General features: G+C 71.6%; 10 protein-coding genes. 5 read left to right on the plus strand and 5 right to left on the minus strand.

Annotated features, from left to right (window positions below; translation table 11 throughout):
- The first annotated feature begins 98 nt into the window (after positions 1-98).
- The 5 genes from ML539_RS01075 to ML539_RS01095 all read left to right on the plus strand — a co-directional run bounded on the left by ML539_RS01075 (position 99) and on the right by ML539_RS01095 (position 8124).
- Positions 99-3296 carry a lantibiotic dehydratase gene (locus ML539_RS01075; protein ID WP_243319818.1) on the plus strand — a complete coding sequence of 1066 codons (3198 nt, stop codon included), beginning with the start codon at positions 99-101 and terminating at the stop codon, positions 3294-3296.
- A gap of 115 nt (positions 3297-3411) precedes the next feature.
- Complete coding sequence (locus ML539_RS01080; RefSeq protein ID WP_243319820.1) at positions 3412-3588, plus strand: DUF3606 domain-containing protein; 177 nt, start codon at positions 3412-3414, stop codon at positions 3586-3588.
- Between the two features lie 43 nt (positions 3589-3631).
- On the plus strand, positions 3632-4864 hold the full coding sequence (locus tag ML539_RS01085) for a hypothetical protein (protein ID WP_243319822.1): 1233 nt from the start codon (positions 3632-3634) through the stop codon (positions 4862-4864).
- A gap of 61 nt (positions 4865-4925) precedes the next feature.
- Positions 4926-6932, plus strand: a complete 2007-nt coding sequence (locus tag ML539_RS01090; protein WP_347710733.1) for a DNA topoisomerase 3 — start codon at positions 4926-4928, stop codon at positions 6930-6932.
- A 109-nt stretch (positions 6933-7041) separates the two neighbouring features.
- Entirely contained in the window at positions 7042-8124 is a 1083-nt protein-coding gene (locus tag ML539_RS01095; RefSeq protein ID WP_243319826.1) for a ketoacyl-ACP synthase III, read from the plus strand.
- Positions 8125-8156: 32 nt separating this feature from the next.
- Here ML539_RS01095 and recD read toward each other — a convergent pair whose 3' ends face one another.
- The 5 genes from recD to ML539_RS01120 form a co-directional block, all read right to left on the minus strand.
- Positions 8157-10061, minus strand: coding sequence for an exodeoxyribonuclease V subunit alpha (gene recD / locus ML539_RS01100; RefSeq protein WP_243319828.1), 1905 nt, complete (start codon positions 10059-10061; stop codon positions 8157-8159).
- Positions 10054-13521, minus strand: a complete 3468-nt coding sequence (locus ML539_RS01105) for a UvrD-helicase domain-containing protein (RefSeq protein ID WP_243319831.1) — start codon at positions 13519-13521, stop codon at positions 10054-10056. The genes recD and ML539_RS01105 overlap by 8 nt, the downstream gene beginning before the upstream one ends.
- Positions 13518-17057, minus strand: a complete 3540-nt coding sequence (locus ML539_RS01110; RefSeq protein ID WP_243319834.1) for an exodeoxyribonuclease V subunit gamma — start codon at positions 17055-17057, stop codon at positions 13518-13520. Before ML539_RS01110 ends, ML539_RS01105 begins: the two co-directional genes overlap by 4 nt.
- A gap of 105 nt (positions 17058-17162) precedes the next feature.
- A complete protein-coding gene (locus ML539_RS01115; RefSeq protein WP_243319837.1) occupies positions 17163-19259 on the minus strand; it encodes a molybdopterin cofactor-binding domain-containing protein in 2097 nt (698 codons plus the stop codon).
- Positions 19256-19732: a (2Fe-2S)-binding protein gene (locus ML539_RS01120; RefSeq protein WP_243319839.1), complete on the minus strand. Its 477-nt coding sequence runs from the start codon at positions 19730-19732 to the stop codon at positions 19256-19258. Before ML539_RS01120 ends, ML539_RS01115 begins: the two co-directional genes overlap by 4 nt.
- Between the last annotated feature and the right edge of the window lie 264 nt (positions 19733-19996).

Below are 19996 nucleotides of genomic sequence, written 5' to 3' on the forward strand. Positions count from 1 at the left end.
GTTCGGCCCCCCACCTGCTACCGTTCGGCCCTTCCCGGGCCGGCATCCGCGGGACATGTTCTCCTGGGAGGGATTCTCTTCGGAAAGACCATCGGTCCATGCCGCAGCCTTCCTGTCAGACCACCGATTTCTTCGTGCTCCGGAGCCCGGGTCTCCCCCTGGATGCGCTCGCCGTGACGGTTCCGCCGCCGCAGGAAGGCCTGTCGCGGGAAGGTTTGGCGGAGGAGACCCCGGAAGCCCGGCTGGAGCGGGATCGGGAGGCACTGCGCGCCGCGCTTCGCGCGCAGATCCGCCAGCCCGCCGTGCGGGAGGCCGTGGCGCTGGCTTCGCCGGACCTGGCCGGGCGCCTGGATGCCTGGCTGGAGGGCGCGCTGGACGACGCGGCGACCCGCGGGGTGGAGCGGGCCCTGGTGAAGTACCTCAGCCGGATGAGCAGCCGCGCGACGCCCTTCGGGCTCTTCGCGGGGGTGTCCACGGGCGCCTGGGGACCGGAAAGCCGCCTGGCCCTGGCCTCCTGGCGCTCGTGCCGCAAGGCCGTGCGTCTGGACTGGGGCATCCTGGAGGCCCTGGTGAACCGCCTGGAGGGGGATCCGGAGGTGCGGTCCCGCGTGACCTACCGGCCCAATTCCAGCCTCTACGCCTGGGGCGGATGGCACCGCTACCTCGAGACCCGCGACGCGGAAGGGAAGGGGCGGTCGTACCACCTGGAGGCGGTGGAGACCACGCCCCACCTCGATTTCGCGCTCCAGCAGGCGCGGGCGGGGCAATCCTTCGGGGACCTGGCCGTGCGGCTGGCGGTTCGCCTGAAGGTTGATCTGTCGGACGCGCGCGCCTTCCTCGAACAGATCGTGGAAGCCCAGGTGCTGCGCGGGGACCTGCACCCGCCCTTGACCAGCCCCGATCCCCTGGGCCACGTGGTCGCCGGGCTTCGGGCCCATGCCCTGACCGCACCCCAGGCGGAACCGCTGGTGGCCCTCGGCCGGGACCTGGACCGCCTCCGCCAGGCGCCCCTCGGCGCCTGTCCTGAAGGCTACCCGGCCCACCTGCCGTCCCTCCAGGGGCTGGACCTGCCCACGGGAATCCGGGACCTCCTCCAGGTGGACCTCTTCCGCCCGGCGCCGGGCCTGGCGCTGTCCACCGGGATCCGCCGGGCCCTGGAGGAGGGCGCCGACACCCTTCGGCGTCTGACGCAGGGGCCGGTCGACCGGCCCCTGGAGAGGTTCTGTTGGGCCTTCAGAGAGCGGTACGGCCAGCGGTGGATGCCCCTGCTGGAGGTGCTCGACGAGGAGAGCGGCATCGGGTTCGACGGCGCTCCCGCCTACGACGATCCCCTGCTGGAGGGTCTGCCCTTCCAGGCGCCGGCGCCCCCGCGGAGCCTGTCGCCCCGGGATCAGTTCCTCCTGGCCCAGCTCCCGAGGTGGGCGGGGACGCGGATCTGGACCCTGGAGGAGGCGGATGTGGAGGCGCTGGCCCAGCCGGATCCCCAGCCCTTCCCCGCGGCTTTCGCGGCGCTGGCCACCCTGGTGGCCTCCAGCCCCGCGGACCTGGATCGCGGCAACTTCCAGTTCTGGATGGAACAGTATTCGGGTCCCACGGCGGCCCGGTGGCTGGGGCGCTTCGCCTCCGGCGACCCGGGCCTCCAGGCCTCCCTCCAGCGGCACCTCCGGAAGGAGGAGGCGCTGCGGCCGGAGGCGGTGTTCGCCGAGGTGGTCCACGTGCCCGAGGGCCGCATGGGCAACGTCCTGGCCCGGCCCGCCCTGCGGGAGTACGAGATCCCCTTCCTGGCGGCGGCGGGCGTCCCCCAGGATCATGTGATTCCCCCGTCCGACCTCCAGGTGACCGTGCGGGGAGACCGGGTGGTGCTGGCCTCCGTGCGCCTGGGGCGGGAGGTGATCCCCCGCCTGTCCTCCGCCCACAACTTCGCCCGCGGTCCCGTGGTCTACCGGTTCCTGTCCCACCTGCAGGACCAGGACGGCCGGGCCGGCGGCTGGTCCTGGGGGGCCCTGGCCGAGCAGCCGTTCCTGCCCAGGGTGGTCCGTGGACGCCATGTCCTCAGTCGCGCGCGATGGCGGATCCGCGCCGAGGAGCTGAAGGCGGCCCTGGCCGCCGGCGGCGAGGGGGCCTGGGGGGCTTTCCAGATCCTGCGGGAGCGCCTGGGGCTGCCGCGGTTCGTCACGCTCACCGATGCCGACAACAGCCTGCGGGTGGACCTGGATCGCGTGCTCTGGGTGGAGACCCTGCACCACCTCGTGGCGGGCCGGTCCGCCTTCATCCTCACGGAGTGCTTCCCGGATGCCGGGCAGGCGCCGGTCACCTCGCCCGAAGGGACCTTCGCCCACGAGCTGGTCATCCCCTTCGAGGCTGCTCCCGCCGCGCCGCCGCGACCGGTGCGGCTCCCGCCGGATTCCACGGCCACTGAGATCCGCGCCTACCCGCCGGGCTCGGAATGGCTCTACCTGAAGCTCTACGGCGGCGCCGCCAGCGGGGACCGTCTCCTCGTGGCGCTGGAGCCCCTGCTCCGGTGGACCCGGGCGCAGGGATTCTGGGACCGCTGGCACTTCGTCCGGTACCGCGATCCGGAGCCCCACCTCCGCGTCCGGTTCCATGGCCTGCCCCTCCGCCTCCTCACGGGCCTGCTGCCCGAGGTCCACCGGCACCTGGAGAACTGCCGAGCCCAGGGCCTCCTGTGGAAATGGCAGGTGGACACCTTCGAGCCCGAGCTGGAGCGCTACGGCGGGCCCCGGGGGTTCGACCTCGCGGAGGCGTGGTTCTTCGAGGACAGCGAGTGGATCCTGAGCCACCTGCTGGTGGGCCTGGGTCGGAAGGACCGATGGAAGGCGGGCCTCCGGCAGGTGGACGCGATCTGGGCCGCCCTGGGGCTGGACGACCTGGCGCGCCGGGATCTGTCCCGGGACACGCGGGACGCCCTCCGGAAGGAGTTCGAGGGCACGGGACCCGGGGTCGTGGCGATCGGCGCGAGGTTCAGGCCGCTGAGGAAGGATCTGGAGGCGGAGCTCTCCCGGCCTCCCGGGACGGGGGAGGTGTTCGGCCTGCGGAGCCTGGGGGCCATCCGCGAGGCCTGCGACCAGGGGCAGCTGCGGGAGGACCGGGCCGCCCTGGCCGGGAGCCTGGCGCACATGCACCTCAACCGGCTGTTCCGCACCCACCCCCGGGAGCAGGAGTGGATCCTCATGGAATTCCTGGCCCGCCTCTACGAGTCCCGGCTGGCCAGGCCCGGGGAGGGGAGGCCGGCGCCGGGGCCGGAATCGCCGGGGGTCGAATCCGTTCGGCCCTGAAAATCGACCGTTCGGGGGGAAATCTCGCCCCGCCGGCGGGCGGGGCCTAGGATCCCACGTAGGGACACGCATCTGGGCCCCTGCCCGGGTGCGATATCGATCCACAGGAGGTTCTGTGCCCGACAACCTGCAGATCCCATCGTCCGAAAGCCAGGAGCTGATCCATATCGAGGACCCCTACGACCTGCGGGACTGGGCCATCTACTTCAGCATCTCCCGCGAGCGGCTCCGGGAGGCGGTCCTGGCCGTGGGCCCTGCCATGGTGGATGTGAAGCACTTCCTCGGGAAATGACCCTGGTCCAGGTAGAGTCGAAGGCCGGGAGGCCTCGGCTGGCATGGCGCTTTCAGGGTGGGCGACGGACTATGTGAGGCTGGTGCTGGCGGTGGGTCGCCATGACGCCGATTTCGTGGATGCCTACTACGGGCCCCCGGCCTGGAAGGCCGAGGCGGAGACCGGGGATCCGCGGCCCCTTCCGGCGCTGAGGGCGGAGGCCGGGCGCATCCTGGACGGCGTGGCCGCGGCCGAGGTCCCGCCCGGCGAGGCGCCGCGGCGCGACTACCTGCTGGGGCAGCTGGGGGCCGTGGCGGCCCACCTGGCGCGCCTGGACAGCCAGGGCTTCAGCTTCGACGACGAAGCCGAGGCCCTCTACCAGGTCCGCCCGCCCCGCACGCCGGAAGCCACCTTCGAGGCGGCCCTGGCGCGGCTGGACCTGGCGCTCGAGGGCGCCGGCTCCGTGCAGGACCGCTACCAGGCGGCCCGGGCGCGGGTGCTCATTCCGGAGGACCGGGTGGACGCGGTCTTCCAGGCCGCCATCGCCGAGGCCCGTGAGCGCACGCGGCTTCACGCGACGCTGCCGGCCTCGGACCATTTCCGCGTGGAGTATGTGCGGGGCAAGGCTTGGTCCGGCTACAACTGGTACCAGGGCGGCGGCAGCTCGGTGATCCAGGTGAACCTGGACCTGCCCATCGCCATCGACCGCGCCCTGGACCTGGCCGCCCACGAGGGCTACCCGGGCCACCATGTCTACAACGCGCTCCTGGAGCAGCGCTTCGCCCAGGCGCCCCCGGCGGGCCGGGGCTGGGTGGAGTTCACGGCCTATCCGCTCTTCTCTCCCCAGTCCCTCATCGCCGAAGGCACCGCCAACTTCGGCGTGGAGGTGGCCTTCCCCGGCGAGGAACGGCTCGCCTTCGAGCGTGATGTCCTCTTCCCCCTGGCCGGCCTGGATCTCGCCGAGGCGGAGCGCTGGGCCCGGGTGCAGGCGGAGCTGAAGCTCCTGGCCTTCGCCGACAACGAGGCCGCCCGCGGCTACCTGGACGGCCACCTCCGGCGCGACGAGGCCGAGGCCTTCCTGGTCCGCTACTCGCTGCGGACTCCGGCCCAGGCCGCCCAGCGCCTGCGCTTCATCGACACCTACCGCAGCTATGTCATCAACTACAACCTGGGTGAGCACCTGGTGCGGAGCTGGGTGGAGAAGCAGGGCGGCACCGTGGCCGACCCCGCCCGCCGCTGGGCCGCCTTCGTGGACCTCATCTCCAGCCCGCGGCTGCCGAAGGCGCTGGGGCTGTAGAGCATTCCCTGCGTCCCCCTACAATGGGACTCGCTCCCGGGAGCCACCCCTGCGCCTGATCATCGCCGAGAAACCGAGCATGGGCCGAGCCCTGGCGGAGGCCCTGGGCGTGACCGGGCGGGGCCGAAGCCTCCTCGAGGGGAACGGCCTGGTGGTGACTTGGTGCGTGGGGCATCTCGTGGAGGCCCTGAACCCCGAGGGCTACGACCCGGCCTGGAAGCCCTGGCGCTGGGACCGGTTGCCCATCTTCCCGGAGGCCTTCCGCTACGCCCCCATCGCGCAGACCCGGGACCAGTTCGACGTGGTGGCGCGGCTGCTGAACCGCGAGGACATCACGGAGGTCGTGAACGCCACGGACGCCGGGCGCGAGGGCGAGCTGATCTTCGACCTGGTGTACCGGCTGGCGGGCTGCGCCAAGCCCGTGCTGCGCTTCTGGACCTCCAGCCTCACGCCCGAGGCCGTCCGCGAGGCCTACGGCGCCATGAAGCCCGGCGAGGCCTACGCGGGCCTGCGCGACGCCGCCCGCAGCCGCCAGGAGGCGGATTGGCTGGTGGGCATCAACGCCACCCGGGCCCAGACCCTGCGCATGCGCCGGGCCGGGCTGGAGGAGGGCGTGTGGAGCGTGGGCCGCGTGCAGACGCCCACGCTGGCGCTGCTCGTGCGCCGGGAGCTGGACATCCGCACCTTCAAGCCCCAGCCCTTCTGGACGCTCCGGGCCCGCTTCGCCCACGTCAACGGAGCCTACGAGGGCCGCTGGTTCAAGGATCAGGAGGGCCAGACCCAGGAGCGTTTCGCCACCGAGGAAGAGGCCCGGGCCCTCGCTGCGCGGCTGGCGGGCAAGCCGGGGAAGATCAAGAGCGCCACAGGCCGCACCGAGAAGAAGAAGCCCGAGCTGCTCTACGACCTCACGGCCCTCCAGAAGGAGGCCAACAAGCGCTTCGGGTTCACGGCCGAGGGCACCCTGGCCCTGGCGCAGGCCCTCTACGAGAGGCAGCTCATCTCGTACCCCCGCACCAGCAGCCGCCACCTCACGGAGGCCGACGCCCAGAAGGCGCCGCACTGGATCAAGGCCCTGGCCCAGGGCCAGCTCGCGGAGCTGCAGCCCTTCCTGGACGAGCTCCGGAAGCACTGGCCCGTGAAGCTGGACAAGCGCTTCGTGAACGACAAGGAAGTGGAGGACCACGCGGCCCTCGTGCCCACGGAGAAACCCGCGCGGGGCCTGGAGGGCGACGAGCTGCGGATCTACGACCTCATCGCCCGGCGCTTCCTCGCGGCCTACTTCCCGGACCGCGTGGAGGCCAAGACCACGATCATCACCGAGGTGGAGGGCGAGACCTTCAAGACCAGCGGTACCGTGGTGAAGGAGGAGGGCTGGTCCGCCGTGGATCCGCCCCACCGCAGGAAGAAGGCGGAGAAGGCCGCCGATCCGGCCGAAGCCGAGGAGGAGGCCGACGAGGAGGCCGAAGGCGGCCTGCCCGCGGTAAAGAAGGGCGAGGCCGTGGACGTGGCCTCCCTCCACCCCAAGGAAGGGAAGACCACGCCCCCCAAGCGCATGAGCGAAGGCGACCTGCTGGCGGCCATGCAGGGCGCGGGCCGGGAGCTGGACGACGAGGCCCTGCGGGGCGCCATGCGCGACTGCGGCCTGGGAACGCCCGCCACCCGCGCCAACATGATCGAGACCCTCATCAAGCGCGCCTACATCGAGCGCAAGCGCAACGTCCTGCTCCCCACCGAGAAAGGCATCCGCCTCATCGAGGGGCTGCCGAGCGAAGCCCTGCGCAGCGCCGAGCTGACCGGGAGTTGGGAGGCCCGCCTGGAGCGCATGCGCCGCGGCGAGGAACCCCGCGAGGCCTTCATGGCCGACATCCGGGGCTTTGTCTCAGGAATCGTCGCCGAGCTCCAGGATGCTCCCACGCCGCAGGTCCACGGCGGGCCCTGCCCCAAGTGCGGCCAGCCCCTGCGCATCCTCCCCAGCACCCGTCGCGGCGAGTTCGTCCACCGCTGCATGGCCTGCCGGCACGTGGAAGCGGGGAAGCCCACCCCGGCCGAAACCGAGTCGCCCCACTGACCGACTTCCTCTCCGGGGCCGGACCGGGAATTTCGGGGAAATGTGGAAGTCATGGGAAGTAGACTGGTTGTATTCGGCATTTCCGGCTCGTCTGCCGCAAGGAGAACGGGTGGTCCAGGTACGAAGCGTCATCACCGGCACGGGCAGCTGCATCCCTTCCCGGAAGGTTCCGAACGAGGCGTTCCTCGGCCAGGCCTTTTACGAAGGCGAAGGGCGGCCCTATCCCGCCGGCGAGACGGCGCGGATGGTGGGGAAGTTCCGGGAGATCACCGAGATCGCCGAACGGCGCTACGTCTCAGAGGATCAGGTCGCCTCGGACCTGGCCCTGGAGGCCGCGCAGAAGGCCCTGGCTTCGGCCGCCATCGACCCGGAGACCCTGGACTACATCATCGTGGCCCACAACTTCGGCGACGTGACCGCGGGCAGCCGGCAGCCCGACCTGGTCCCGACCTTGGCCGCGCGGGTCAAGGCGAGGCTGGGCATCGCCAACCCCTTCTGCGTGGCCTACGACCTGCCCTTCGGATGCCCCGGCTGGGTCCAGGCCGTGATCCAGGCGGACTACTTCCTGCGCTCGGGGGACGCGAAGCGGGCCCTGGTGATCGGCGCCGAGACCCTCTCCCGCGTGTCCGATCCCGTCGACCGGGACAGCCTGATCTATGCCGACGGCGCCGGGGCCGTGGTGCTGGAGGCCCAGGCCCATGACGGGACCGTGGGCATCCTCTCGCACGCCACCCGGTCCGACGCTCTCGACCATGCCGGGCTGCTGAAGATGGGCCCCTCCTTCAATCTCGAAGGCGGCGATCGCCAGCTCTACATCAAGATGCAGGGGCGGAAGCTCTACGAGTACGCCATCGCCACCGTGCCGGGCCTGGTGCGCCTGAGCCTCGAGCGGGCGGGGCTCTCCCTGGAGCACGTGGACAAGGTGCTGATCCACCAGGCCAACGGGAAGATGGACGAGGCCATCCTCAAGCGGCTCTTCCGGCTCTACGGCAGGGCCGAAATGCCCGCGGGCATCATGCCCATGACCGTCTCCTGGCTGGGCAACAGTTCGGTGGCCACCGTGCCCACCCTCCTTGACCTGATCGTGAGAGGCCAGCTGGAGGGCCACACCCTGGCGAGCGGGAACATCGTCGTGTTCGCCTCGGTGGGCGCGGGCATGAGCATCAACGCCATGGTCTACCGCTGGCCCTGAGGCTCAAGCGGCCACGCACCCGCGATCGGCACTTACAGCGAAGGTTCGGCCCTGAGGGCGGCGCCAAGTCCCGTGAACCGGCGGCTGGTCTGTTCCAGCCCCGCGTCGAGGGCTGCTCGGGTCCCAAGGATGGTGGCCGCGGTGCGCGCACGCGTGAGGGCCGTATAGAGGATCTCGCGGGTCAGCAGGGGGCTGTCGGCGGGTGGGAGGACCAGGACCACGCGGTCGAACTCGGAGCCCTGGGCTTTGTGGACCGTCAGCGCCCAGGCCAGCTCGAGCTGGGGCTGGAGGGGGCGGTAGGGCAGGAGCCTGAAGCCGGTGGAGGTCCGGAAGGCCACGGCCTGGTGGACGCCGTCCTCCTGGCGGGCCTTGAGCACGACGCCCTGGTCGCCGTTGAAGAGGCCGCGGCGGTAGTCATTGAGGGTGACCATCACGGGCTCGCCGGCGTAGACGGCCAGGTCGCGATCGAGCGCGCCGGCGGCTTCGCGCCCGGTCAGGTGATGGAGCCGCTGGTTCAGGCCGGCCACGCTCCGAAGGCCGGGCGTCTCGCGCAGGGGGCAGAGGATCTTGGCGTGCTCATGGGCCCGGAAGAGGGCCTCCAGGGCCGCTTCATCTCCCGCGGCCCAGGCGCCTCCGTCGTGGTGGTAGATCCGGTCGGAGGCCTCCCGGAATCCAGGTTGGTCGAGGATCTCCTGTTCGAGGTACTCCCGCAGGAAGGCCCTCAAGGCGGCATCGTCCACGTCGGCGTGCTCGGCGCCCCGGCCCTGGAGGTCGGCGGCGGAGGGCCGCGTGGCGAGCGCGCCCTCCGCATCCAGGGCGGCGGCCTCGCCGGCGCGAAGGGCCTGGGCCGCCAGCAGCACGGAGCGGCCGTCGGGATTGGCGGCATCCATCCGGTAGCTGTGGGTCAGGCGGAGGGTGGCTTCGGGCAGGGCCTCCACCAGGTCGCGGAAGACCGCGCCGGCCTCGACGGACGGAAGCTGCTCCGCGTCCCCGAGCAGGACCAGCCGGGCCTGCGGGTCGAGGGCGCCGGCCAGGCCGTCCATCAGGTCCAGTCCCACCATGGAGCTCTCGTCCACGATCACCAGGCGCTGGGGCAAGGGATTGTTCCGGTGATGCCGGAAGGTCTGGCGGAAGGGCAGGAAGGCCAGGAGGCGATGCAGGGTCTGGGGCTCGGGCAGGTTCTCCAGAAGCCGCCGGTCCTCGTCGCTGGGGGACGCGATCCTGCCCAGGGTCCCGCGGAGGCTTTCGCCCATGCGCTGGGCCGCCTTGCCCGTGGGCGCGGCCAGGGCGATCTCGGATGGATCGAAGCCGAGGCGCATCGCCGCCCGGAGGATGGTCACCACGATGGAGGTCTTTCCCGTGCCCGGCCCGCCGGTGAGCAGCGTGAACGGCGCGCGGATGGCCCGACTCACGGCCTGGCGCTGTTCCCCGGAGAGGATGATGGGCGCCTCGGGCAGGTCCCCCAGGTCTGGGTGGTCCGCTTCCCCAGCGGAGCCTGCGGCCGTCCGCGATCGGGTGGTCTCGGACAGCCGCGTTTCCGCCGCATGCAGCCGGGCGGAGGCGAGCCATTCCCCGGTGCGCACGAAGGGCCGGGCGGGTTCTCCGGGGGCTCCGAAGGCCACCGAGAGGGCCGGGCGATCGAGAAGGTCGGTCAGGGGCACCTCGGAGCCGGTGAAGAGGGCCAGCCGCGCCTGGGCCTCCTCGCCGCCGGTGCCGGCGAGCGGCAGGCGGGTGTGGCCGTCCTGGGTGGAGAGCAGCACCAGCAGGGCCACCAGGGTGAGGGCGTCCCGGTCCTGGCGTTCCAGCCCCGGGGGAATGCCCGCGAAGGTCTCGGCCAGGGTCAGGAGTTCCGGCCCATGGCCCATGCGGACGAGGGTCTCCCGCCAGGCCTTCGGATCGCCCAGGGGGCGGGCGGTGCGTGCGGCGCGCTCAGCCATGCATCCCCCGCTCCATGCGGCTCAGGGCCAGCTCCTCAATGTGCATGGCCCCAAGCTCCCGCCGCCAGGTCTGGACCTCCTCCCAGCCGGGCCGGCGCGTCCAGATCCCCCCGGTCGGGAGACCGCGCAGGAACACGTACACCGCCCCGCCGAAGCCTGCCTTGAACGCGGCCTCATCCTCGATCCCCGCGAAGGCCAGGGCGGCGAGGGTGTAGATGCGCACCTGCAGGTCATAGTGGGCGGCCATGGTGCGGTCCAGCGATTCCGCGCCGTAGTCGCCGCCCTCGAGGGTGTTGGTCTTCCAGTCAAGGACGTAGATCCGGCCTTCCCACTCGAACAGGAGGTCCAGCGAGCCTTCGAGGCCGTCGGGGTGGTCCGGGAAGGGCATCTGGAAGGGGACCTCGGGGAGTCGCTTCGTCACGTCGTCCAGCCGTATCGCAGGTCCTTCGGGCAGGTGGGTCTCGGTGGTCAAGGCGGCCCAGGCCAGGCGGAGGGCCTCGCCGGCCAGGGCAGGGCTCAGGCCCTGGCCCCGCAGGCATTCCGTGGCCAGCGGCAGGAAGGCCTCCCGCCAGGCGTCGGGAGCCAAGGCGCGGGTCCTCCCGGTGGGGATGCGCTCGAGCAGCTCATGCAGCGCCGTGCCCGTGGCAGTGCCGCCAGGGAGGCCGCCGGCCGGCCGCTGCGGTCGCGGCATCTGCACTTCGTCGGCCCGCGCTTCCTCCTCCTGGCTAGCGGCGCGCTGGGTTTCCCCGAAGGCCCGGGCCAGGGAGGTGAAGGAGTGGAGCTGCAGCGGTCGGCCCCGCCGGGCGAGGCCCGGGAAATCGGGCGAGGGCGGAGCGGGAGGGAGCCGGAGCAGCGCTGGCAGGGCGGGCGCTGGCCCCTCGGGGAGGGCGCGCACCGGGACCGGAAGGGGTGTCGTCCAGGCGCCCCAGGTGTCGGGCTCGGCCTCCTTCAGGGCCCGGACGCGCCGGTTGAGGCGGCCGTGGCGGCCCTTGGGATGGGCATCGGCGTCGAAGGAGCCCTGCGAGCTGGGTGGCTCGGGCCCCAGGGTGAACACAGGCAGCACCAGGTGCACCTTGGGCCGGGTGATGGCCACGTACAGCAGGCGCTCGTCCTCCCGTTCAGCATCGGCCTTGGCCAGTTCCTGGATCACCTCCGGCATGGCCCTCCGCGGCCCGAGGAAGGCGCAGCGGGTGTTCGCGGCGTCGTGGAAGCGATGCACGCTCCCCGCCTTCGCGAGCTGGTTTTCGCTGTAGCCTCCGAACAGGGCCACCACCGGCGCTTCCAGGCCCTTCGCCTTGTGGATGGTCAGGAGGCGCACAGCCATTGCCTGTCCTTCCGCCCGCTGGATGCCGGGCTCGGCGTCGAGGGTGGGTAGGTCCTCCTCGCGGATCCAGCGCCCCAGCCGCAGGAGCAGGTCCTCGGGATCGAGGTGGGACGCGGTGGCCTCCGTCAGCAGCTGCTCGACGAGGTGGTGCAGGTTGGTGAGGGAGCGGTCGCCCCGCTCCGTGATCAGGAGGCGCGGGACGATGCCGCTTTCCTCGAGGATGGCGTTGAACAGGCGGGGGTAGCGCCGCTGGTGCGCCAGCTCCCGCCAGCGTTCCAGCCGCGCCAGGACGGGATGGCCCGCGGGCAGGTCGAGGCAGGCCTCGGCCTCCGCGATCCCGAAGCCGAAGAACCGGGTGAGCAGCGCCCGGCCCCGGGCGTCCGGATCATCCGGGCGCAGGATCGCGCCGAGCAGATCCTTCAGCTCGAAGGCCTCCCGCGTCTGGAAGAGCCCGTCGGCCTTGAAGAACGCCGAAGGCAGGCCAGCCTCCCGCAGGGCCTGGGCCATGAGCTGGGATTCCGCGCCCGTGTGGGTCAGCACCATCAGGTCCCCCGGGTGGAGGAGGCGGGACGGTTCGGACGTTCCGGAATGGAGGGTGGTCCCGCGGTCGATCAGCTCCCGGAACACGGAAGCGATGCCCGCGGCGATCTGCGCGCGCATCCGGCCTACAGGGCTTGCCACCGGGACCTCCAGCAGCCGCAGGGGCGGCAGGTCGCCCTCCGGCCCCGCCAGGCGGGGCTTCCGGCCGGCCGTGACCGGTTCCGGGTATTCGTTCGGCGCCGAGAAGAACCCGCCCTCGGGGGCCAGGACGGTGTTCACGGCCCCGATCAGCGCTTCGGAAGATCGGAAGTTCTGCTGGAGGGCGAGCCGCGCCCCGCCGGATTCCAAGAGGGTCTTCCGCGCCTCGAAGTAGGTGGGCAGGTCCCCGCCGCGGAAGTCGTAGATGGCCTGCTTGGGATCGCCCACGAGGACGAGGCGGTGGTCCGGGCCGTGGAACAGCCGCCGGAAGATCTCCCACTGGCGGCCGTCCGTGTCCTGGAACTCGTCGATGAGGGCGGCCCTGTAGCGCGCCTGGAGGCGGGCCGCCAGATCGGGATGCGTCACGCCCTCGGCCACCTGGTCGATCATGTCGTTGAAGTCGAAGAGTCCCTCGGAGTCCTTCCGGGTCTTCATGGCCTCTTTGAGCGGCGGCAGGAGCCGGTGGACGATCACGGCCTCCAGCGTGGGAAGAACCGCCTTCAGCGCCTGGAGGCCGTCCCGGATGCGCGTGGCGGGACCGGCAGGGAGGGCGTCATCCCACACGGCCTGCAGCCACTTCTTCTTGTCCGAAGGCGCCTCGAAGAGGTCGCTGCCGGTGAGAGCCTCCCAGGCTGCCAGCGTCTCCCCCGCCTGAAGCGAGCCCAGCAGGCGGTCCAGGAGGGCCAGCCGTTCGAGAGCCGTCTTGGCGGATTTCCCGTAGGCCGCTCGGAGCGCCTCGGTGTCTCTGAGATCCGCCATCGGGAAGACCCCGACCGCCGCCCTGGCCTGGGCCAGTTGGTTTTCGTCGGGACACAGGGCTGCCCGCGTGGTCCAGCCGTCCCTGAGGAGCTTTTCCAGGTCCTCCGGGGATCCGGTCTGCTCCAGGGCCTCCATCAGGAACGCCTGGTCGGCCTCCGTGGCGCAGAAGGCGGTGCGCAGGTGGTTCTTGAAGACCTCCGCGAAGAGCTCGCCTTCGGCCATCCGCGTCTGGCGGAACAGGCGGCCCGTCTCGAAGGCGGCATCCTGGAGCACCTTCTGGCAGAAGGCGTGGATGGTGGAGATCACCGTGCGGTCGAAGGCCTGGAGGGCGGCGTCCAGCTTCGCGCGGGCCGCGTCGTCCAGCTCCCAGTGGGCGCGGCCGGGCTCGAAGCGGTCCTCCTGAAGGTCGCGCAGCTCCTGGAGCTTCTGGCGGATGCGCCGCCGCAGCTCCAGGGCCGCGGCTTCGGTGAAGGTGACGATGACGATCTGCTCGAGGGGCAGCCCGGCGGTCAGCACCAGGTCCACGACCAGGTGCTCCAGGGTGAAGGTCTTCCCGGTGCCGGCGCTGGCCTCCAGCACCCAGTGCTTGGGCTCCAGGTCCGGGAAGGCGGCGGGCTTGGGGTAGCGGAGGGGGCTCATTCGACCTCCTCCGTGGTGCCGGTCGCCGCCTGGCGGAGGAAGTCGCCCAGCCGCCGCTCAGCAGTCACTGCGGGATCGGGATCGAGGTCGAAGCGCTCGGCGCGGCGGAGGGGGCCGGCCTTGAAGGCGGCGAAGCTCCGGTCGTTCGCCGCCTGGTCGAGAACCCACTGCTGAAGCTCCGCCGCATTCCGCTGCGGGTCTTCCAGCAGGGCCTCGATGGGCAGCAGGCCGGGCTCCCGGGTTTCCAGGAGTTCGGTGATCCAGGATGTGAGCCGCGTCCGGGCCGCCGCTGGATCCAGGGGCGAGAAGGGCACCTCGCTTCGGTACGCCCCGGACGCCTTTCCGTCGGCGGATCGCCCGGCGATGCCGAGGGCCCTGTGGGTGATCTCCGACTCCGAAGCCGCGGCCAGCAGGTGCTGGTCCAGGTAGGCCCGAAGCAGCTTGCCCTTGAAGGCGTCCGTCAGGTTGTGATTCCGCTTGGCCCCGGCCTGCTTCAGGAGGAAGAGGCTGGCTTGCCCCGCCTGGGGCTGCAGGGAGCCCACCAGCCGGACCTTCAGGGCCTCCCCATGCACGGGAACGGCGAGCTCCAGGGCCGGCCGGACCTCATCGGCCGCCTCCTCCACGCTCATGGAAGGACCGAACCGCACCAGCCGGATCTTTTCCCCTCGCAGGGCCTTCACCTGGTGCCCGAGAAGCTCCAGATCCTCCTGGATTTCGGCCTGCCCGAAGATCCCCGGCGCGGCCCGTCCGGCGCGCTGGAGGGCCCGCCGGGCCTCGTGGTAGGCCGCGTCCGGATCCTGGTCCTGGCGGGCGACGCGGAGGAGGGCCTCCTTGCGGAGCAGGGCCCGGTGCAGGGCCGAGGTGCCGAGGGCCTCCTCCTCCAGCTCCGCCACGTCCTCCTCCTCGTCCCGCAGCTGCAGCCGGACCTTGGCGGTGCCCTGGACGGGGCACTCCAGCCAGGCCCTCAGATGGGCCAGGCGCAGGGTCAGGGTCTCGGGGAGGCTCCGGCCGGAGGGGGCGGGACAGGGATCCACCAGGACGTCGAGGTCCTTGCGGATGGGCTCGGGCAGGGGCAGCGAGGACCAGGGCCGGTCCTCCGTCCCCGGGATGGAGGCGGCCACCAGCCGGCCGGCGGTTTGGGCCTGAGCTTCGCGGTGCGCAGAGGGGGCCAGCGAGCGGAGGCCGGTGGATCCTTCCGCGGGGAAGTAGGCCTCGTCGAACCGGTAGCGGGGGTGCTGCTCCTGGAGATCCGGCAGGGTGAGGGGCGCGAGGGACTGGACGAGGTCCTGGACGAGGCTCGAGGGGAGCCGCGCCTCCTTGCTGACGGGATCCTCGGTGGGGTAGGTCAGGCGCAGGCTCTCCCGGGCCCCCAGCACCATTTCCAGAAAGAGGTACCGGTCCCGCTCGGCCGCGCCGACATCCCCGGCCTTGCGCCTGGCATGGCGCAGGTCGAGGGGCTGCCGCTCCTCGGGCGACGGGAACTGGCCCTCCCCAAGCCCCATGAGGATGACGGCCCGGAAAGGCAGGGCCCGCATGGGCGCATAGCTGCCGACCACCACGCCCTGGAGGGGGCGCCCGCCGGCTTCGCCCCGGATGCCGGCGAGGGCCTGGCCGGCCAGCTCGCGGGCCTGCCGGTAGTTCAGGATGGGCGGCTCCAATCCCGGCGGCACGAGGGTCGAGAGGCGGAGGAGGGCCTGGGCCAGCTTGGCGCGGCCTCCGGCATCGGCGGCATCCTCGCCGCCGAGGTGGGCCAGCAAGTGGTCCGAGAGCCGCTCCCCCCAGGCGGCGGGCGTGCCGTGGAAGGTCCGAAGGCCGCGCACCCGCTGGATGAGGGCGGAAGCCTGATCCACGAAGGCCGCCGTGGCGGCGGCGTCCCCGGCGTGGGCGGAGGGGCGCTCGAAACCGGCGTCTGACCAGGTGAGCTCGGGGGGCAGGAAGGCGGAGAGGGCCAGCCGCTCGAGCCCCTGCTCCCAGTGGAAGAAGCCCGGCTCGACCAGGGCCTCGTCCGCCAGATCCTCGGGTCCCAGGCCCCGGACGATGCCCGCAGCCTCGGTCCACCGGGCCCAGACCTCCGTGTCCAGGTCGGGGAAATGCGCCGTCACGGCCGGATGGGTCAGGGCCCGCAGCAGGTCCCGGCGGCTGCCTCGGCCCAGGGGGAGATCCAGGAGCAGCTCGGCCCCGTCCAGCAGGGTTGCCAGCGCCGGCGAGGGGGCGTCCACCACCACCAGGGGGATGCGGCCCGTGGTGTCGAAGGCCGTGCGCAGGTGATCGATGTAGGCGGTGCGCAGGCTCCCCTCCGGCGGCACCACGACGGCGATGTCCGAGAACCGCAGCGGCCGCCCGGCGGGAGCCGCCTCCATCAGCCGCCAGATCTCGGAGGCCACCACCTCGGCCTCCCGCGCCGGGCTGGGGCAGGCCAGGATGCGCACGGAGCCGTCCGGCTCACCAGGCTCGCAGGCCGCACGGTGCTGGAGCGCGTCCTGCACCCGGCGCAGCAGGGTGGAGCGGTCCGGCTCCGGGAAGGCGCTCTGGAAGTCGCAGTCCGAGATCTCGTTGAGCAGGCGGACGTTTTCCCGCCCCGGACGCCCCCAGCGGCGCAGGAGCAGGGGATCGGCTTCGGACTCGAGGGCATAGGGATCGGCCTCGTCCAGTGCCTCAGGCAGGAGGGCCCGCCGCTGGCTCCGGCGGCGCTGCTCGGCCTCGGTGGGGAGGTCGTCCCAGAATTCCTGGCAGGGGTTCAGGGCGTACAGGTGGACGTCCACCCGCCTGGCGGCCGCCTCGAAAGCCCGGTGGTAGACCTCGGCCGCATAGCTCAACCCGAAGACATGGATCCGGGGCGGCAGGGGGATCCGGTCGAAGCGTCCCTCCCGCAGGAGGCCGGCGAGGGTGGTCCAGCGCTCGGGGCCCGCCTCGGCCCCGGCGAGGATCCGGTTCCACAGGCCCCGCTGCCAGGCTTCCAGGTCGGTCGGCGCACCGGAGACGGACCGCCCAGCGGTCCAGGCCACCGCCCACTCCGGGCGGGTGAGGCTGTAGTCCTCCAGGAGGCCGGCGGCCTTCTCCGCCAGCTGCAAAAGCTTCAGGTCGGCCCCGTCGCCCTCGAGGTAGCGCTTCAGCGGCTGCAGGTCCACGGCCTCCAGGGCACCCGGCTGCGACAGCACGGACAGGATCGCGCCCTGGAGCGCGTGGCGGTTCCACAGCCGCACCGGCGGATCCATCTGGCCCAGCGGCCCCCGCCACAGGCCATCCAGGTAGTCCACCTTGAAATGGGCCAGGATGCCCAGGGACTTCCCCAGGCCGTCCAGCAGGTAGCGCTTCACATTCGGATTGGGCACCACCAGCTGGATGGGCTCCCACATCCCGAAGGCCTGCCGTTCCCGGCGCAGAGCTTCCGTCAGCGCCTCGAGGAGGCGCTCCGTGCGGTTGGCGTAGGTCAGGCTCAGCATGGTCAGGAAGAGTCCAGCGTAGCGGAAGCGGGAAGAGATGAGGCTGCGTGCCCTCGGAGCGGCAGGCCCCGCGCCGGCCTGGGACAGGGGCATCCATGTATGGCACGTCACGATGGACAGCCACTGTCCGTTCAAGCCGCCGACATTCAGCTTCCCGAACCAGCCTGGACGATCAACCTGGTTGGCACTTACACCCCGTCACCTGGCTGGCGCGTGCTTCAGGGCCTCGAGGACCCGCTCTGGGGTGAAGGGCACGTGGGTGACCCGGGCACCCGTGGCGTCAAACACGGCGTTGGCCAAGGCGGCGGCCACGGGCACGACGGGGGGCTCGCCGATGCCCTGCGTGACTGCGGTGGAGGTTTCCGGGAACACGACCTGGATGCGGGGGATGGCGGAAAACCGGGGCAGCAGGTAGGTGTCGAAGTTCTTGTCGAGGATGCGGCCGCCCTTGAAGCGGATCTCCTCGCTGAGGGCCTGTCCGATGCACTGGGTGATGGCGCCCTCCACCTGCTGGCGCGCCCCGTCGGGGTTCACCACGAGGCCCACATCCACGGCCTCGAGGACGCGCTCCGTCTTGACCTTGCCGGTGGCCTTGTCCACGGAGACCTGGGCGATGGCGACCACGAGCCCCTGGCGCCAGGCGCCGCAGGCCAGTCCGATGCCCCGGCCTGTGGGGCCGGGCGCGGGCTCCCACCCGAAGGTCTCCACGGCCAGATCCAGGAGACTCAGCAGCCGGCCATCGGTGATGAGGCGGCGGCGAAGGGTCACGGGATCCAGGCCAGCCTTGGCCGCCAGCGCATCCAGCTGGCTCTCCCGCGCGAAGGCGTTGGTGTGGGCGTTGGGGGCACGCCAGGCGCCGACCTTGAGGGGGTGGAGGTTGGGGACGGCCGGGGCCTGATACCGGTTCGACTGCATGTCGTAGGCGAGTTCAGCCTCGCCCTGGGAGACGCCCGCCACGGTGCTGTCCCAGAAGGTGATGGCGCCGCGCCCGGCATCCAGGCCGGAGCGGATCTTCACCACGGCGGCCGGCCGGTAGCCGTCCAGGAAGAAGTCCTCCTCCCGGTTCCAGGCCACCTGGATGGGCACGCCGGGCACCTGCCGGGCGATGCGGGCAGCTTCGACCGCGTCCAGGCCCACGAGCTTGCCGCCGAAGCCGCCCCCCACGAACTGGGCGATGATGTGGACCTTGTCCGGGGGCAGCTTGAGGGCCTCGGCCACGGAATCGCGGAAGACGAAGGGCGACTGGGTGGAGGACCAGACGGTCATCCGGCCCCCCTCCCACTTGGCCACGGAGGCGTGGGGCTCCAGCGTGGCGTGGCTCTCGTACGCGTTGCGGTACTCCCCCTCCACCACGGTGGCGGCCCGCTTCTCGCCCGCCGCCACGTCGCCGCGAGAGATCATCACGCGCTGACCTGGTGCGGCCTTGTCCACGAGGTACTGGTAAATGCGGGCATCGTCCACATCGGGCTCCGGCCCTTCGAAGGTGCCCTTCACGAGGGCCAGGGCCTTGCGGGCGGTGTCGGGCTGGGGGTGGAGCACGGCCAGGAGGCTGCCGTCCCGCACGATGCGAACCCCAGGCACCCGCTCCGCGGCCGAGGTGTCCGCAGCGACCAGGGTCTGGCCCTGGGCCGGGGGCCGGAGGATGCAGGCGTGGAGCGTCCCGGGAAGGCGCAGGTCGCCGGCGTACTTGGCGGCGCCGGTGACCTTGGCGAGGGCATCCTTGCGGGGCACGCGGCGCCCGATCAGGGTGCAGTCGGAGAGGGGCTTGGGCTTGACCTTGCCCAGGTGCCGCTCCAGCTTGCGTCCCTTCACCAGCTCTCCGAAGGTGGTGCGGCGGGCGGGGGCCGTCTTCACCCAGATGGCCCCATCCTTCAGGGCCAGGTCTGCGACCGGGGCGTTGAGGGAATTCGAGGCCATGCCCAGGAGCACGGCACGCGCCTCCGCGGCCGCGCCGCGCAGGACCGGGGCCGTATGCCACATGGTGAGGGAACCGCCGGTGGGCAGGTCCCAGGGGCAGAGGTCCGTATCGCCCAGGACCATGTCCACCTTGGCGGGATCCAGCTCCAATTCCTCGGCCACGAGCATCGCCAGCACGGTCATGGCGCCCTGGCCCAGCTCCACCTTGCCCACGAAGCAGCCTACGCGGCCGTCGGCCGAGATCTTCAGGAAGGCATTGAAGTCCTCGGGGTAGGCGCCCGGCCGGGTCGGCACGATGGGCGCCGAGCCCGCTGGGATGGTGAAGAGGAAGGTCACGGCCCCCGCGGCGACACCCTGAAGGAAGTCCCGGCGCCTCATCGCGCACCTCCCATGGCCTGTCCTGCCGATTCGACCGCGTCCAGGATCCTCACATGGGCCCCGCAGCGGCAGAGGTTCCCTTCCATGGCCTCCACGATCTCGCTCCGGGTGGCTTTCGGCTTCTTCTTCAGGAAGGCCCAGGCCGCCATGATCATCCCGGAGGTGCAGTAGCCGCACTGGAAGGCGTGGTGTTCCCGGAAGGCTTCCTGGACTGGGTTTAGCTTCCCGTCCAGGGCCAGGCCCTCGATGGTGAGCACGGCCTTTCCGGCCACGTCTCCCAACGTCGTGGAGCAGGAGGGCACCGCTTCAGAGTCGACGATCACGGTGCAGGCCCCGCAGAGCCCTGCCTCGCAGCCCACCTTGGTGCCCGTGAGGCCCAGCTCATCACGCAGGACCCACACCAGCATGCGGTCGCGAGGGCTCGCGACGCTCACGGGCTTGCCGTTGAGGACGAACGAGACCGTGGGCTCCATCGAGTACCTCCACTGATGCGGTCATGCCGGGGGATGGCCCGATTATAGGCCTGCTGCCGGGGAGCCGCTTCTATCGATCGCCCATGGTCATGGGACGTGTCTCTTGTGGTTCATCCGGAAGGGTGGCGGAATCTGCGTGGCTCAGGGCGGTTCCTTCGAGCTGGACGCAGGAAGGCCGCCATATCCCGGAAGGCACTCGGGACTGTGGGCCGGACCCTGGCGACAAACGCGTCGCCTCGCGGAGTGGATCACGCCGGGGACCGA

The organism is Geothrix sp. SG200, from assembly GCF_022808935.1.
GTDB classification, from domain to species: Bacteria; Acidobacteriota; Holophagae; order Holophagales; family Holophagaceae; genus Geothrix; species Geothrix alkalitolerans.